Origin of the sequence: Kitasatospora sp. NPDC089797, assembly GCF_040684795.1 — a bacterium.
Classification (GTDB): domain Bacteria; phylum Actinomycetota; class Actinomycetes; order Streptomycetales; family Streptomycetaceae; genus Kitasatospora.
Genome location: NZ_JBFBGS010000022.1, coordinates 95,828 through 111,181, shown reverse-complemented (window position 1 = coordinate 111,181; position 15,354 = coordinate 95,828). Strand labels below are relative to the sequence as shown.

12 protein-coding genes are annotated in these 15,354 nt (G+C 74.6%); 5 read left to right on the top strand and 7 right to left on the bottom strand.

Annotated features, from left to right (window positions below; all coding sequences use genetic code 11):
• Positions 1-296: 296 nt before the first annotated feature.
• Together AB0O91_RS19580 and AB0O91_RS19575 are read right to left on the bottom strand one after the other, a co-directional pair.
• Entirely contained in the window at positions 297-935 is a 639-nt protein-coding gene (locus tag AB0O91_RS19580) for a hypothetical protein (protein WP_363434528.1), read from the bottom strand.
• 194 nt (positions 936-1,129) lie between these two features.
• A complete protein-coding gene (locus AB0O91_RS19575; RefSeq protein WP_363434525.1) occupies positions 1,130-2,071 on the bottom strand; it encodes a hypothetical protein in 942 nt (313 codons plus the stop codon).
• Positions 2,072-2,679: 608 nt separating this feature from the next.
• On the opposite strand from AB0O91_RS19575, the gene AB0O91_RS19570 reads away from it, so the two are divergent.
• Both AB0O91_RS19570 and AB0O91_RS19565 read left to right on the top strand, forming a co-directional pair.
• Positions 2,680-3,849 (top strand): exonuclease SbcCD subunit D, encoded by a 1,170-nt coding sequence (locus tag AB0O91_RS19570; protein WP_363434522.1) that lies wholly within the window; start codon positions 2,680-2,682, stop codon positions 3,847-3,849.
• Positions 3,846-6,998, top strand: coding sequence for an SMC family ATPase (locus tag AB0O91_RS19565; protein ID WP_363434519.1), 3,153 nt, complete (start codon positions 3,846-3,848; stop codon positions 6,996-6,998). The genes AB0O91_RS19570 and AB0O91_RS19565 overlap by 4 nt, the downstream gene beginning before the upstream one ends.
• Positions 6,999-7,079: 81 nt before the next feature.
• On the opposite strand, the gene AB0O91_RS19560 is transcribed toward AB0O91_RS19565, so the two are convergent.
• Entirely contained in the window at positions 7,080-7,313 is a 234-nt protein-coding gene (locus AB0O91_RS19560) for a hypothetical protein (protein ID WP_363434516.1), read from the bottom strand.
• Positions 7,314-7,443: 130 nt separating this feature from the next.
• On the opposite strand from AB0O91_RS19560, the gene AB0O91_RS19555 reads away from it, so the two are divergent.
• Positions 7,444-8,076 (top strand): DUF1990 domain-containing protein, encoded by a 633-nt coding sequence (locus AB0O91_RS19555; protein ID WP_363434513.1) that lies wholly within the window; start codon positions 7,444-7,446, stop codon positions 8,074-8,076.
• Here the strand turns inward: AB0O91_RS19555 and AB0O91_RS19550 are convergent.
• Together AB0O91_RS19550 and AB0O91_RS19545 are read right to left on the bottom strand one after the other, a co-directional pair.
• Positions 8,073-8,528, bottom strand: coding sequence for a YjbQ family protein (locus AB0O91_RS19550; protein ID WP_363434510.1), 456 nt, complete (start codon positions 8,526-8,528; stop codon positions 8,073-8,075). The genes AB0O91_RS19555 and AB0O91_RS19550 overlap by 4 nt on opposite strands.
• 221 nt (positions 8,529-8,749) lie before the next feature.
• Positions 8,750-9,019, bottom strand: coding sequence for a hypothetical protein (locus tag AB0O91_RS19545; RefSeq protein ID WP_363434507.1), 270 nt, complete (start codon positions 9,017-9,019; stop codon positions 8,750-8,752).
• A gap of 851 nt (positions 9,020-9,870) precedes the next feature.
• Between AB0O91_RS19545 and AB0O91_RS19540 the strand changes: the two genes are divergently transcribed.
• Entirely contained in the window at positions 9,871-12,087 is a 2,217-nt protein-coding gene (locus AB0O91_RS19540) for a bifunctional glycosyltransferase family 2 protein/CDP-glycerol:glycerophosphate glycerophosphotransferase (RefSeq protein WP_363434504.1), read from the top strand.
• 168 nt (positions 12,088-12,255) lie between these two features.
• Here the strand turns inward: AB0O91_RS19540 and AB0O91_RS19535 are convergent, their stop codons facing one another.
• Positions 12,256-12,468 carry an EF-hand domain-containing protein gene (locus tag AB0O91_RS19535; RefSeq protein WP_363434501.1) on the bottom strand — a complete coding sequence of 71 codons (213 nt, stop codon included), beginning with the start codon at positions 12,466-12,468 and terminating at the stop codon, positions 12,256-12,258.
• 176 nt (positions 12,469-12,644) lie between these two features.
• Here AB0O91_RS19535 and AB0O91_RS19530 point away from each other — a divergent pair, with 176 nt between their 5' ends.
• Entirely contained in the window at positions 12,645-13,313 is a 669-nt protein-coding gene (locus tag AB0O91_RS19530; protein WP_363434498.1) for a lysophospholipid acyltransferase family protein, read from the top strand.
• 106 nt (positions 13,314-13,419) lie between these two features.
• On the opposite strand, the gene AB0O91_RS19525 is transcribed toward AB0O91_RS19530, so the two are convergent.
• Complete coding sequence (locus tag AB0O91_RS19525; protein ID WP_363434495.1) at positions 13,420-15,291, bottom strand: ABC transporter ATP-binding protein; 1,872 nt, start codon at positions 15,289-15,291, stop codon at positions 13,420-13,422.
• Positions 15,292-15,354: the final 63 nt, after the last annotated feature.

Here is a 15,354-nt window from a genome sequence, read left to right as displayed (position 1 = left end):
GTTCGCCCAGGTGGGTGCGGGTGTATGTCGACCGGCGTCGGTCATCGCGTGTAGACAAAAAACTTTCGAGAGGTCAGCTCCCCGTCAGCCGCCGGTCAGCGTACGGCCGCCGGTGCGTCAGTTCTGCGGCGCAGGACCGCCTCCCCCGGGCACGCTTTCGAACACCCTCGGACGGACACGCCTCACCGCCCGCGCCGGTGCGGCTCAACACCCCGCGCCGGTGCGGCTCAACACCCCGCGTCACCGCGACTCAACACCCCACACCGCTGCGGCTCGACACCCCGCCCCGGTGGGGCTCAGCGCCCCACGCCGCGTCCGCCACCCGGGTAGACCGGGCCCGGCAGGACCGGGCAGCCCTCGACCGGGAGCTCCTCGATCGCCTCGTTCGCGGCAGCGGGGACACCGAGCCAGTGGACGGCCGTGGCGACCGCCGCCCGGGCCTGGCGCAGCCCGGGCTCACCCCAGCCCAGCAGCTCGACCGCGAGCCCCGGGGCGACCAGCAGCCGCCGGTAGTGCCGGCCGGAGGCCGGGTCGGGCACGCTCGGTCCAACCGCCCGCAGCGCCGCCGCCATCCGGACCCGCGCGCACTCGTGGCCGCCGTTCGCCGAGCCGACCCGGTCGTAGAGGTAGCCGAGGTAGTACGGCCGGCCGATCACGGCCTGGGCCTCCTCCCCCGCCTCACGGGCCAGGGCCGCGCCCGGGTCGCCCTCGTCCTCCGGCTCCAGCGAGCCGCCGGGCAGCGAGCAGATGCCGTCCCGCGGGTTCACCAGGGTCAGCACCCGCCCGTCCGGGGCGAACAGCCAGCCCCAGGACTGCTTCACCGGCAACCCGTCCGGCACCTGCTCGCCCGGACGCCACGGCCAGCCCGCCGTAGGACGCCGGCGCACCTTCCCGAGCAGCTCGGCGATCTCCGCCGTGAACTCGATCCGGCCCATGCCGCGCGTCCCCCCTCTCGCTGTCGGGCCCGCCGGACCTGCGGAGCACGGTTCGGAGCGGAGCGGCCGGAGCGGCGGCGTGGGGTACCGCGCGCTCCTGCTGTTGATCTTCTCCGATCTTCCCCGAACAGGCGGTCGATGAACAGTCCCCAGCGCCGCATGGTGGATGCACGGCTGCGAACCCCCTGGTCACCTCACCCCAGCGGCCCACCTCCGCTCCCGGCCTCCGGGAATCCCGGCAACGGGAACCCCGGCCGCGGAACCACGCCGGGTGGGAAGGGCAGCCCGCGCGCCGCATCGTCGGCCAGTTCGTCGAACACCTCGTGGGCCGTCATCGGCCGCAGCCGCCCACCGGCCAGCGCCCACCCCCGCACCCGCGGCCCCGGCCTCGCCCGGCCCGACGAACCGCCCGACGGATCGCTCGACGCGCCTCCCGACCCGCCTTCCGACCTGCCCTCCGCCGGACCGCCCGACGAACCGGGCGGGGCCGGATCGCCGTGCAACAACAGCGCCCCCTCGCCGCCGGAGGCCACCCCGGCGGCGAGCGTGACGCAGAACGCCTCCACGTCCCGCCCGGCGGGTTGCAACCGCCCGGCCTCCACGCACACGTCCACCGCAGAGGTGAGCTCCTCGCCGTCCTCCGGCCCGTGGCAGCGCAGCGTCAGCAGGTGGCAGCCCTCCCCCGCACCCTCGGCGAGCGCGAGGTAGACCGAGGTGACGTACCGCATCACCGCCGCCATCCGCCGCTGACCGGCCGGGTCGTCGCCCAGCGCGTCCAGCAGCGCCGCACAGGCGACGGACATCCGCACCCGGGCCCGGTGGTCGTCCAGCAGCACCGGGACGAGCTCCGCCAATCGCTCCCCCGCGTAGACGAAGGGCTCCCCGGCCAGGTCCGGATCCCCGGCGTACGCGACCCGGGCGGCCGGCGATCGCGGATCGAGCCCGAGCGCGGAGCAGTAGTCCTCGAAGTCACCGGCCTCGAGCACCCGCAGGTGCACCTCCAGCCCCTGTTCGTACAGGACCCTCAGGTGCCCCTCCGCCCGCCGCAGGTACTCCTGGTGCCCGAGCGCGCCGAACACCCCGTACGCGGCCAGCCCGGCGAAGTCCGCCGCCTCGACCGCCAACGCCAGTGCCACCGGCTGCGGCGGCGCACCCCGGGCCCGACCGCCGCGGCGCCCGCGGGCACCGCCGCCTCCGACGCCGAGGGCACGCGCACCCGGCGGCCGCCCGCCGCCGGGCGGCGCAGCCCCACCGGCCCCGGATCCCGCCCCGGACCGGGCGCCGGAACCGCTCCCCCGCCCCGACCCGGACCCCGGCCGCCGCCCACCGAACAGCGCCGCCCGGGGCGCCCCGGGCGGCCGACCGCCCACCACCACGACACCCCGCACCTCGTACACCGACTCCCGCACCGTCATGGGATCCTCCCGTTCACTCGACCAGCACGAACCGACACCGACCGCCCCGAACCCGGAGCAACCGACGCCACGGAACCTACACAGAGCCACTGACAATCCACCACAAGTAATCGAACACCGGCCCTTGAGCTGGCTTGAGGGGGCCAAAATGTGCCCCTCAATCGCCGTTCGAATCGCCCACCGGCCACGCGCCGACGGCCCTGGAGGAACAAAATGTGCCCCTCGCTCGATCGACGACCCACCACCGGCGAACGGCACCCCGGATCCCCCGCCCCCGTGGCCACTGGGCCCGCCGGGATTGTCGGTGCCGGGCGTTAGGGTCGGGGACCATGCGACTGCTGCATACCTCCGACTGGCATCTCGGGCGATCGTTCCACCGGGAGAGCCTGCACGACGCCCAGCGCGCCTTCCTGGACCACCTGGTGGAGGTGGTCCGGTCCGAGGGCGTGGACGCGGTGCTGGTCGCCGGGGACGTCTACGACCGGGCGCTGCCGAGCCTGGACGCGGTCGCACTGTTCGACGACGTGCTGCACCGGCTGGCCGACCTCGGCGTGCCGACGGTCTTCATCAGCGGCAACCACGACTCCGCCCGCCGCCTCGGGGTCGGGGCCGGGCTGATCGGCCGCGCCGGGATCCATCTGCGGACGGATCCGGGCGAGTGCGCCGAGCCCGTACTGCTGGCGGACGAGCACGGGCCGGTCGCCGTGTACGGGCTGCCGTACCTGGAGCCGACGCTGGTGCGCGAGCGGTTCGGACTGGCCAAGGGCGGACACGCGGCCGTGCTCGGCGCGGCGATGGAGCAGGTCCGGGCCGATCTGGCGACGCGCCCCCCGGGCACCCGGGCCGTGGTGCTGGCGCACGCCTTCGTCACCGGGGGCGAGGCCAGCGACAGCGAGCGGGACATCGCGGTCGGCGGGGTCGCCTCCGTCCCGGCCTCGCTCTTCGACGGGGTGCACTACGCCGCGCTGGGCCACCTGCACGGCTGCCAGACCCTCGCACCGCACCTGCGCTACAGCGGCTCCCCGCTGGCCTACTCCTTCTCCGAGGTCCGCCAGCGCAAGACCATGTGGCTGGTCGACCTCGCGGCCGACGGCTCGGTGACGGCCGAGCGGGTCGACTGCCCGCAGCCCCGCCCGCTGGCCACCCTGCGCGGCCCGCTGGAGGCGCTGCTCACCGAGGAGGCGTACGCGGAGCACGAGCAGTCCTGGGTGCAGGCCACGCTCACCGACGCGGCCCGCCCGAGCGAGCCGATGGAGAAGCTGCGCCGCCGCTTCCCGCACACCCTCCAGTTGCTGTTCGACCCCGAGGACGGCGGGGCCGAACCCTCCCGGTCGTACGCGGCCCGGGTCAGCGGCCGGAACGACCTGGAGATCGCCGAGGGCTTCCTGCGGCACGTCCGCCCCGGCGCCGCGCCCGAGGCGGACGAACTCGACTGGCTGCGCGAGGGCTTCGAGCACGTCCGCGAGGGCGCCGACCGGAAGGCGGACCTGCCGCGATGAGGCTGCACCGACTCACCGTCACCGCCTTCGGCCCGTTCGCGGGCAGCGAGACGGTGGACTTCGACGCGCTCGCCGCCGGCGGGCTGTTCCTGCTGCGCGGCGCGACCGGCGCGGGCAAGAGCAGCGTGCTGGACGCGGTCTGCTTCGCCCTGTACGGCGAGACGCCGAACGCCCGCCGGGCCAACCGGCTGCGCAGCGACCACGCCGACCCCGGGCGGCTGACCCGGGTGGAGCTGGAGCTGACGCTCGGCGGGCGGCGGCTGCAGATCACCCGGCTGCCCGAGCAGCGCCGACCGAAGAAGGTCGGCACCGGCACCACCGTCGAGCGGCCGCAGACCCTGCTGCGCGAATGGGCCGCCGATGCCGGCGACGGCGTGCCGGGCTGGCGGCCGGTCAGCAAGTCGCACCAGGAGGCCGGGGAGGAGATCCACCGGCTGCTCGGGATGAGCCGGGAGCAGTTCTGCCAAGTGGTGCTGCTGCCCCAGGGCGACTTCGCCCGCTTCCTCAAGGGCGACTCCGAGGAGCGCGGCAAGCTGCTGCGCCGACTGTTCGACACCGAGCGCTACGGGCTCGTCGAGGCCTGGCTCGCCGAGCGGCGCCGCGCCCAGGAGAGTGCCGTCCAGACCGGCCGGCGCCGCCTGCGCGACCTCGCCAGCAAGGCCGAACAGGCGGCCGGGCCCGGGGCCGAACCCGCCGGGGACTGGCTGCCGGACGAGGCCGACAACGCCGAACCGACCGCCGGGCTGCTCGGCTGGGCGGCGATCCTGCGCAGTGACGCGACCGAACGGCTCGCCGTCGCCGAGGCCGCGCTCGCGGGCGCCGAGGCGGCGCAGCGGTCGGCCCGGCACGGCCGGGAAGGTGCCGAGGAGTTGGCCGGGCGGCAGCGCCGGCACCGGGAGGCCCTGGCCGAGGCCGAGCGCCAGACCGCTCTCGAACCGGTCGCGGCGCGGGACCGCCGGCGGCTCGCGGACGCCCAGGCGGCGGTCGGGGTGGAGTCGGCGCTGCGCCTGCGGGAGAGCGCGGCCGAGGCGCTCGGCCGGGCACGGGCGGCGGAGCAGCGGCACCGGGCGGCGCTCGCCCGCGCGGCCGACGGGATCGACGGGATCGACGACGCCCACGGGGCCCACTGGCTCCACGAGGTCCACTGGCTCCACGGGGTCGACGACGCCCCCGGGGTCGACGACGCTCACGGGGTCCACCACGGAGCGACGCGCCCGTCGGCCGAGGCCGACGCCACCGCGCTGGCCGAGGCGGAACTGCGGCTGCGCGCCGAGGTGGTCCGGCTGGAGGCGGCCCGGGCCGAGGAGCGGCGCTGCGCCGAACTCGGCCGTGAGCAGCACTCCTTGACGCAGGAGCGGCGGGGAGCGGAGGAGCTGGCCGAGGAGGCCGAGGACTGGCTGGCCGAATTCGACGGCGAGCTGGGCCGGTTGGAGGAGCAGCAGGCGCGGGCCCAGGCCGCGGGCGCCCGGGTCGAGCAACTGGACGGCCGACGGGCCGAGTTGGCCACCCGCCTGGGCGCGGCCCGGGAGCGGGACGGCCTGCGGGCGGAGATCGCCGTGGCCGAGCCGAAGGTCGCCGACCTGCGCACGGCGGCGCTGGACGCCCGCGAGTTCGGCCTGGACCTGCGGGACCGCCGCCTGGCGGGCATGGCCGCCGAACTGGCCGAGCAGCTGCGCTCGGGCGAGGCCTGCCGAGTCTGCGGCTCGCCCGAGCACCCGTCCCCGGCCGAGGCCGCCGCGGGCAGCCGGGTGAGCGCCGAGGACGAGGAGCGGGCCGGCCGGGCCCAGGCCGCCGCCGAGCGCCGCTGGAGCGAGGCCGACCAGGCGCTGACCGCTCTGCGGGTGCGCGAGGCGACGGCCGTCGGCACGGCCGGCCCGGAGAGCACCGAGGCACTCGCCCACGCGCTCGCCGATGCCGAGCGGGAGCACCGCACCGCACTGCGGGAGGCGGAGGCGCTCGGCCGGGTCGGGCAGGACATCGCCCGGCTGTCGCAGGACCGCACCCGTCGGCTGGACGAGCTGCACGAGGCCAAGGAGCGCGCCGCCGTCATCACCGACCGGCTGCTGAAACTGACCGACGAGCAGCGGGAGTCGGCGGCCAGGGTGGCGGCCGCCCGCGGCGGGGCCGAATCGGTCGCCGCGCGGGCCGCGGCGCTGACCGGGCTCGCCGAGGCGGTCGCCGGAGCGGCCGCCGCGGCCCGGTCGGCGGCGGAGGTGCGGGCCCGGCTGGGCGGCGCCGAGGAAGAGCTCGGCAAGGCTGCGGTCGCGGCGGGCTTCCCGGACGCCCGGGCGGCCCTCGCCGTCCTGCTGCCGCGCGAGGAGCGGGAGCGGTTGGAGGCCCGCCTGGAACGGCACCGCGCGGAGTCGGCCGCCGTCCGGCACGAGCTGGCGCTGCCCGAGCTGGTGGAGGCCGCCGCCCGTCCGCCGGTCGACCTGCCCGCCGCCGCGGCCGCGCTCGACGCCGCCACCGACCGGCTCGGCCGGGCGCACGCCGCCCGGGCGGCGGCGCACGAGCGGTGCACGGCACTGGCCGCGATCGGGCGCGCCCTGACCGAGCTGACCGCCGAGCTGGCCCCGGCCCTGGAGCGGTACGGGCGGATCAACCGGCTCGCCGCGCTGGCCGCCGGCACCTCCACGGAGAACCGGCTGCGGATGCGCTTGGAGTCGTACGTCCTGGCCGCCCGGCTGGAGCAGGTCGCGGCGGCGGCCAGCGCCCGGCTGGTCCGGATGTCCGGCGGGCGCTACACCCTGGTGCACAGCGACGACCGGGGCACCGGCAACAAGCGCTCCGGCCTGGCCCTGCGGGTGATCGACGCCTGGACGGGCACCGAGCGGGACACCGCGACCCTCTCCGGCGGCGAGAGTTTCTTCGCCTCGCTCTCGCTCGCCCTCGGCCTGGCCGACGTGGTCACCGACGAGGCGGGCGGAATGCCGCTGGACACCCTGTTCATCGACGAGGGCTTCGGCACCCTGGACGAGCAGTCGCTGGAGGAGGTGATGGACGTCCTCGACGGCCTGCGCGAGCGGGACCGCGCGGTCGGCATCGTCAGCCACGTGGCCGACCTGCGCAGCCGGATCCCGGCCCAACTGCTGGTCCGCAAGGGCCGGCACGGTTCCACCCTGGCACTGGCCGGACGGGAGGACGCGTAACGGCCGGCCTCCCGACGGCTCGGCCCCGGACCCGACCCCGGAAACCCAACCCCGGTCCCGGCCCCGACCCTGGAGCCGGCCTCAGCCCGAACAGGCGATCCGCTGGGCCTGCTGCCAGGCGCAGGTCGGGCACAGCGTGCTGCCCGGCTGGTCGGCGGGCAGCACGGTCGGCTCGCCGCACAGCACGCAGTCGGCCCGCGGCCCTGCGGCCGCCGGGTCCTCCCGCAGCGCCGCCTCCGCCGAGTCGGCGGGCGCCGCTGCACAGACCGCCGCGCCCTCGCCCACGACGGCCTCGTTCGTCCCGGTATCGCTCATGCCGCCTTCCTACTCCCCGGCCCCGCCCCACCGCAAGGCGCCCCCTCCCCGAGCCCGCCCGCTGAACCCTCGGAAGCCCCGGACCCACCCCGCTGCGGAGCGGGTCCGGGGCCCGGATAGCGTGGCCGGCATGGTTGCCGATCTTCACCAGCGGCTGCGCGCCGCCCGGGCCACCGAACCCAGCTACGCCGAGGTGGGGGCCACACGCGGCGGGCGACTGCCGGACGGCTACGCCCACCTGCGGCGGCGGGTGCACCTCGGCCGGGGGCCGGAGGTGCTGGAGCGGGCCGGGCGGTACGTGCTGGGCTGGGGCAGCCAGCTGGGGACCGGTTTCGCGGTGCACCCCGGCGGCCCCGCCCGGGAGGGCGCCACCGTGCTGCTGCGGCTGAGCCTGCCGGGGGCCCGGTGGCCCCGGCTGGTGATCCCCTGCCGGGTGGTGTGGACGGTCGCGGAGCCGGACCGGATCGGCTTCGCGTACGGGACGCTGCCCGGGCACCCGGAGTGCGGCGAGGAGTCGTTCCTGGTGTCGATGGACGCCGAGGGCGAGGTGTGGTTCGAGGTCGCCGCGTTCTCCCGGCTCGCCGCCTGGTACGCGAGGCTGGGCCGGCCGGTCGCGCTGCTCTGCCAGCACCTGGCGATCGAGCGCTACCTCGCCACCGTGGCCGACCACATCGCCCGCGCCGACCACATCGTCCGTGCCGACCGCGAAGGCCACAACACCTGCGAAGGCCACACCGCCGAGGGGCGGACGGCTCCGGTCTAGCCGAGGAAGGACAGCCGGACGGTGCGGCGCGGGTTGTCGCCGTTGGTGTCGATCAGGACCACCGACTGCCAGACACCGAGCGCCAGTTGACCCCCGAGCACCGGCAGGGTGGCGTGCGGGGCCACCAGTCCGGGCACCACGTGGTCGCGTCCGTGGCCGGGGCTGCCGTGCCGGTGGCGCCAGCGGTCGTCGGCCGGGAGCAGCTCGCGCAGCGTGGCGAGGAAGTCGTCGTCGCTGCCGGAGCCGGTCTCCAGGACGGCGATCCCGGCGGTGGCGTGCGGGACGAAGACGTTGAGCAGCCCGTCGCGCCCGGGGGCCCGCTCGTCGAGGAACGCGGCGCAGCGGTCGGTGATGTCGAGCGCGACCTCGCGATTGCCGGTGGTGATCTCCAGCACGGTGGTCTGGAACGACCCGGTCGACCCGGTTGACGTGAAGTGGTTGTTGTCCGCCATGGCGCCATCCTGACCCAGCCCGGCGGGCCGGGGGTACTGCCTCGCCGACTGCCCACGCCGAGGTGGCGGCCTCGCATAGGGTGAGAGGTTCAGACCAATGTGGCGCCCCGGCCCCCGGAGACGCCGAAGACCCGACGGACCACTGGTCCGACGGGTCGTTCCGGGGCCGGATCCGGCCCCGACTCCGAGCCCGGGGCCGGAGCCCCGGGCCGGGTTCCGAGCTAGCCTCGCCCGCCGAAGAGACTCCGGCGCAGCCGGCGCAGCGGCGCCAGCAGCGAGACCCTGCTGTGGCGACGGCGGGCCGCCGCCGGGGCGTCGGCGCCGCGCGGCGTCAGCTCCCTTATCAACCCGAGCGCCTCGGCGGTGTCCACCGCCGGGAGTGCGGGCGCGCCGAGCACGGCCAGGTGTCGGTCGATCCGGCGGCCGGTCGCGCCGACACCGCACTGGATCGCCGGCACACGGGGCCGAGTCCGCACTTGCATGTGTTCCATCAGTTTTCCCACCCCTACGAGGCGCCAGGGCCGTGAGGCGAAGACTATCCGTGAGGGACGGCCTTCGCGCAACCGTCCATGGTGTTGTGCCACCGTACCGTGCGACGTCAACTGACGGTGCACCAGGGGCCGCCAGGGCGGTCACGACTAGGCATCAATGATGGTGCACGACCGGCCTTCCGTCACCAGGGCCAGGAGGCGCGGGCCCGGCGCCCGTTCGCGCCGCGTGCGCCGGGCGCGGGGAGGCGCCCGGACGGCGCCGTGGAGGTGTCGACGTATCGCCCCTATAGAAGGGGACAGTCGCAAGGTCGACAAAACGATCACCGGCGGCCGGTCGAGCACGCCGGTCGAGCACGCCGGTCGAGCACGCCGGTCGAGCACGACCGCGAGCACGGGGACGAGCGCGGCGACGAGCCCACCCGAGGGGCTTCATGAAGTGAACACATTCGAGGGATTGACTCGCGTCAATCATCCAAGCAATATCTGATGCATCACGCCGGTGCCCGCATCGCACCCAGCCGTGTGTTCGAGTGATGAATGGCTCGGACGAAGAACTCCGGCTCCTGCGGGCCACTGCCCGGCCACCTCGACGCTGCGGTGGCCAGGCCCGCACGGTGCCCGGACCGGCGGTCGGCCGTAGAGGGTCGGCCGGACCGCCACCAGACTGCCGGTGCCGCCCCGCTCGGGGCCCGGCACCGGCGGTTCCGGGCCCCGGCCCCGCAGCCGCCCCGACCCCCGCGGCCGCCTTGCCGCCCCCACCGCCGCGCTTCCGACTCCCGGCCCCGGCACCCGGCCCGCCCAACCGGACGTCCCCGCAGGTCGTACCGTGTGGATCGGTAGACTCGGCCAGCGTGTCCCTCCTCCTCAGCATCGTGCTCCCGGTCCACGGCGTGGAGCGGTACCTGCCGCGCTGCCTCGACTCGATCCTCGGCGACACCCCCGCCGCCGAGGCCCGCTTCGAGGTGATCGCGGTCGACGACCTCTCCCCCGACGGCTCCGGCGCGATCCTGGACGCCTACGCCGCCCGCGACCCCCGGCTACGGGTGATGCACCTCACCGAGAACCAGGGCCTCGGCGGCGCCCGGGCGGCCGCCCTGCCGCAGGTGCGCGGTGACTACGTCTGGTTCGTGGACAGCGACGACTGGCTGCCCGAGCGGACGGTCGGCGTGATCCTGGACGAGTTGGCGCAGGAGCAGCGCCGCGAGGTGCCCGCCGACGTGCTGCTCACCGACTTCACCCACGTCTACCCCGACGGCGGGAGCGAGCCCAACCCCTGGCGGCACGTGCTGGTCGGCTCCCCGCTGGTCGAGGGCTGCACAGTGGCCGAGCACCCGGCGCTGTTCCAGACGGTGATGTCGGTCTGGAACAAGGTGTTCCGCCGTACCTTCCTGGAGGGCCTGGGCGTCGCCTTCGGGCGCGGCTACTACGAGGACATCTCGGTCACCTACCCGGCCCTGCTGGCCGCCGGGCGGCTGCGCTACCTGGACCGCCCCTGCTACTTCTACCGGCGCGGCCGGGACGGCGCGATCACCGCCACCGCCTCCCCCAAGCACGCCGACGTGTTCGCCCAGTACGACGCGATCTTCGCCTTCCTGGACCGCTGCGACCGCCCGGACGGCCCCGCCGGGCCCGTCCCGGAGTCGCTGCGCACGCTGGTCTTCGACCGGACCGTCCGCCAGTCGCTGAACGTCTACGACACCCCGGGGCTCGTCCCCGTCTCCCGCCGCAAGGACTACTTCCACCGGGTCGCCGTCCACTTCGAGCGGCACCGCCCGGCGGACTACCGCTTCCCGGGCGGAGTGCGCGGTGTGCAGTACCGGCTGGCCGCGCGCGGCGCCCGGATCGCGTACGCCGAACTGCGCCGCACCGGCCGGCTGCCGCGCGAACTCAAGCGCGGGGCAAGGGCGGTGGCGCCCGCGGTGAAGAAGGGCGTGCGCAGCGGCGCCCGGTTCACCGCCTACAACGCGTTCCGCCGCCTCCCGCTGGACGAGCACCTGGCCGTCTACGCCGCCTACTGGCACCGGGGTTACGCGTGCAGCCCGGCGGCGATCTACGAGAAGGCGAAGGAACTCGCCCCGCAGATCAGGGGCGTGTGGGTGGTGGAGAACCGCCGGCAGGCCGAGGCCATGCCGCCGGGCGTGCCGTACGTGGTGGTCAACACCCCCGCCTACCTCAAGGCGATGGCGACCGCCAAGTACTTCGTCAACAACGTCAACTTCCCGCGCACGATGGCGAAGCGCCAGGGCACGGTGCACGTCCAGACCCAGCACGGCACCCCGCTCAAGGCGATGGGCATGGATCTCCAGGGACGTCCCGAGGCGGCCGAGGACATGGACTTCGACCGGCTCCAGGAGGCCATCGACCGCTGGGACTTCCTGGTCTCCTCCAACCCGCACACCAGCGAGCACTTCACCCGGGCCTTCCCCGGCCGGTACGAGATGCTGGACACCGGCTACCCGCGCAACGACCGCCTCGCCAACGCCGGTCCGGCGGAGGTCCGGGCGATGCGCGAGCGGCTGGGCCTGCGGCCCGGCACCACGGCGGTGCTCTACGCGCCGACCCACCGCGGCGGCAAGGGCGGTTACGTGCCGCTGCTGGACGTGGCGGAGCTGGCCCGGCGGCTGGGCCCGCGGTTCACGCTGCTGGTGCGCACCCACTACTTCCACACCGACGGCCCGGGCGACCTGACGGCCGGTGAGGACGCGGCGGAGATCGTCGACGTGTCGGCGCACCCGGTGGTCGAGGACCTGTACCTGGCGGCGGACGCGCTGGTGACGGACTACTCCTCGATGATGTTCGACTACGCGGTGCTGGACCGGCCGGTAGTGATATTCGCCCCGGACTGGGAGGAGTACCAGCGCGAACGCGGCGTCTACTTCGACCTGTTCGCGGAGCCGCCGGGCGCGGTCACGGTGGACGTGGACGGGCTGGCGCGGGCGCTGCGGGCGGGCGATCCGGAACCGGGGGCGCGGGAGCGGTTCCGCGCGAAGTTCTGCGTCTGGGACGACGGCGGGGCGGCGGAGCGGGTGGTGCGCCGGGTGTTCCCGGTGCCGCCGGCCGACCGGTGACCCGGCGGTCGCGGCCTCCGACGGGAGCCCGGTAGCGGCCTCCGGTGGGAGCCGGGTAACAGTCTCCGGTGGGAGCCGGGTAACGGCCTCCGGCAGACGACCCGGCGGTCACGGCCTCCGACGGGAGCCGGTGCCGCCGGTACGGCGACCGGCCCCGTCGGCGGGTGCTCAGCGCTGGCGGGCGGCCAGGAACTCCTCGAAGTCCAGGTAGCCCTGGTGCCGGGTGTCCATCGTGTGGATCAGCGCCTCGGCCATCGAGAGCGTGACGCCGTGGTCACCCATCTCGTTGGCGGCCAGCGCGTACTCGGCCGCGGTGATCCTGCCGTCACCGTTCTTGTCGATACGGTCGAACATCTCCTTGATGGCTTCGACGCTCTCCATCGTTCCCTCCTGGGTACTGCGGGGTCTTGCCCGGTTCGGACGGACGCACCCTACCCGGCCGTGGTGTTCGCCACGGTCGCCGGGAGTGGACGGCCGCCGGGGTCGGTGTCGTAGTCTGCGGATCTGATTGCTGACCCGGGCTCCTCCCGGGCGGTCGTTCGTCCAGGGAGGGAACCGTGCTCGACCTCGCCACCAAGCTGGTGCTGAAACCCGTGTCACGGGGCATCTGGCGCCCGGTCATCGAGGGCATCGAGAACGTGCCGCGCAAGGGCGGGGTGATCCTGGCCAGCAACCACCTGTCCTTCATCGACAGCGTGGTGATCCCGCTCACCGCCCCGCGCCGGGTCCACTTCCTCGCCAAGGCCGAGTACTTCACCGGCACCGGGCTCAAGGGCCGGCTGTCCAAGGGCTTCTTCGAGTCGATCGGCGCGGTGCCGGTCGAGCGCGGCACCTACCGTTCCGCTCAGGCCTCGCTGGAGTCGGCGCTGGAGATCCTGGAGGCCGGCAAGGCCTTCGGCATCTACCCCGAGGGCACCCGCTCGCTGGACGGCCGGCTGTACCGGGGCAAGACCGGCGTGGCCTGGCTCGCGCTGACCGCGGGCGTCCCGGTGGTGCCGGTGGCGCTGGAGGGCCCGGAGCAGATCCTGCCGGTCGGCAAGCGCGTCCCGCGGCTCAAGAAGGTGACCGTCCGCTTCGGCGAGCCGCTGCACTTCGACGAGTTGCACGGGCAGGCCCGTTCGCTGAAGGCGCGCCGCCAGGTGACGGACGAGGTGATGGCGGCGATCCAGCGGCTCTCCGGCCAGGAGGTCGCGGAGAGCTACAACGAGGCGCCGAAGGCGGCCTGACCCGCTGCGCGCGGCCGTCGGTTGCGCGCGCTCGTCGCTTGCGCGCGGTCAGTCGGTCGCGCGTGACCGACCGTTACGCGTGGCCCCCGGTTACGCCTGCCCCCGGTCACGCGTGGCCGACCGCGGCCTCGGTCAGGGCCGCCGCTTCGGCCGCCTCCGCCGCGTCGACGGCGTCCGGCGACTCCGGGGCCTCCCGGCGCAGCAGCGCCGCGTAGCGGCCGTCGAGCTCCACCAGCTCCTCGTGGGTGCCGAGTTCGACCACCCGGCCGCGGTCGAGCACGGCGATCTGGTCGGCGGCGCGGACGGTGGAGAGCCGGTGCGCGATGGTGATGGTGGTGCGGCCGGCGGCCAGGGTGTCCACGGCCTGCTGGACGGCGTGTTCGGTGCGGTTGTCGAGCGCGCTGGTGGCCTCGTCCAGGATGAGCACCGGCGGGTTGCGCAGGATGGTGCGGGCGAGCGCGAGACGCTGCTTCTCGCCGCCGGAGAAGCGGTAGCCGCGTTCGCCGACCATGGTGTCGTAGCCGTCCGGGAGGGCGGAGATGGTGTCGTGGATCTGGGCGGCTCGGGCGGCCTCGACCAGTTCGGCGTCGCTGGCCCCGGGCTTGGCGAAGCGCAGGTTCTCGGCGACCGAGGCGTGGAACAGGTAGGTCTCCTGGGAGACCACGCCGACCGCGCGGGCCAGGGTGTCGAAGGACAGCTCGCGCACGTCCACGCCGTCCAGGGTGACCCGGCCGCCGGTGACGTCGTACAGCCTCGGCACCAGGTAGCTGAGGGTGGTCTTCCCGGAGCCGGTCTCGCCGACCACGGCCAGTGAACTCCCGGCCGGGACCTTGAGTTCGACGTCGGCCAGGGTCGGCTGCTCCTGCTCGGGGTCGTAGCGGAAGTCCACGGCTTCGAAGCGGACCTCGCCGCGGATGTCGGTCAGGTTGACCGGGCGCGGCGGTTCGGCGATCTCCACCGGCAGGTCGAGGTACTCGAAGATGCGCTGGAACAGCGCCAGCGAGGTCTGCACGTCGACACCGGTGGACAGCAGGCTGACGGTCGGGCGGAACAGGCCCTGCTGGAGGGTGACGAAGGCGACCAGGGTGCCGACCGAGACGATCGGCGCGCCGGCCGCCGAGGTCAGTCCGGCCGCCCAGTAGATCAGCGCCGGCATCGCGGCCATCACGATCTGGATGGTGTTCATCCGCCAGCGCCCGGCCATGCTGGACCGCACCTCGAGGTCGGCGAGCTGGTCGGACTGCTCGGTGAACTCGCGGGCGAGCGAGCCGGAGCGGCCCATGGTGCGGCCGAGCAGGATGCCGCTGACCGACAGCGACTCCTGGACCGCCGAGCTCATCGCGGCCAGCTGCTTCTGCCGCTCGGTGGTGATCTTCTTGCGCTCCTGGCCGACCCGTCGGCTGATCCAGACGAACAGCGGGAGCAGCAGCAGCGACACGACGGTCAGGCGCCAGTCCAGCGCGACCATGGCGACGATCGAGGCGATCACCGCGGTCAGGTTGGAGACCAGGCTGGTCGCGGTGGAGGTCACCGTGGACTGCATGCCGCCGATGTCGTTGGCGATCCGGGACTGCACCTCGCCGGTGCGGGTCCGGGTGAAGAAGGCGAGCGACTGCCGTTGCAGGTGGCTGTAGACCGAGGTGCGCAGGTCGTGCATGACGCGCTGGCCGACGGTGGTGGAGATCAGTGTCTGCAGCACGTTGAAGATGCTGTTCACCACGGCGGTGAGGATCATCCCGAGCGCGAGCAGGCTGAGCAGCCCGGTGCGGCCCTGCGGGATGGCGGTGTCCAGCACGGCGCGGAGCAGGAACGGCGAGATCACCGAGACCACGGCGGAGGCCGCGACCAGCAGTCCGACGGTGGTGAGACGGCCCCGGTAGGGGCGGAAGAGTGCGAGGATCCGGCGCCACTGGGCCGGCGGGCGGGGATCGCCCTCGGCGTGTTCGGGCGGGGTCCAGTCGATGGTGGTGGGCCTCAAGGGCGAACCTCCGTGGGTAGGGCGGACAGGCGGACGCCATCAGCATAGCGAGCATAGCTCATA

Bases quoted from the DNA above. Each gene is read 5' to 3' on its own strand.
- AB0O91_RS19580 (WP_363434528.1), bottom strand. From the start codon at position 935: ATGGGCCGGATCGAGTTCACGGCGGAGATCGCCGAGCTGCTCGGGAAG.
- AB0O91_RS19570 (WP_363434522.1), top strand. From the start codon at position 2,680: ATGCGACTGCTGCATACCTCCGACTGGCATCTCGGGCGATCGTTCCAC.
- AB0O91_RS19565 (WP_363434519.1), top strand. From the start codon at position 3,846: ATGAGGCTGCACCGACTCACCGTCACCGCCTTCGGCCCGTTCGCGGGC.
- AB0O91_RS19555 (WP_363434513.1), top strand. From the start codon at position 7,444: ATGGTTGCCGATCTTCACCAGCGGCTGCGCGCCGCCCGGGCCACCGAA.
- AB0O91_RS19535 (WP_363434501.1), bottom strand. From the start codon at position 12,468: ATGGAGAGCGTCGAAGCCATCAAGGAGATGTTCGACCGTATCGACAAG.
- AB0O91_RS19560 (WP_363434516.1), bottom strand. From the start codon at position 7,313: ATGAGCGATACCGGGACGAACGAGGCCGTCGTGGGCGAGGGCGCGGCG.
- AB0O91_RS19550 (WP_363434510.1), bottom strand. From the start codon at position 8,528: ATGGCGGACAACAACCACTTCACGTCAACCGGGTCGACCGGGTCGTTC.
- AB0O91_RS19545 (WP_363434507.1), bottom strand. From the start codon at position 9,019: ATGGAACACATGCAAGTGCGGACTCGGCCCCGTGTGCCGGCGATCCAG.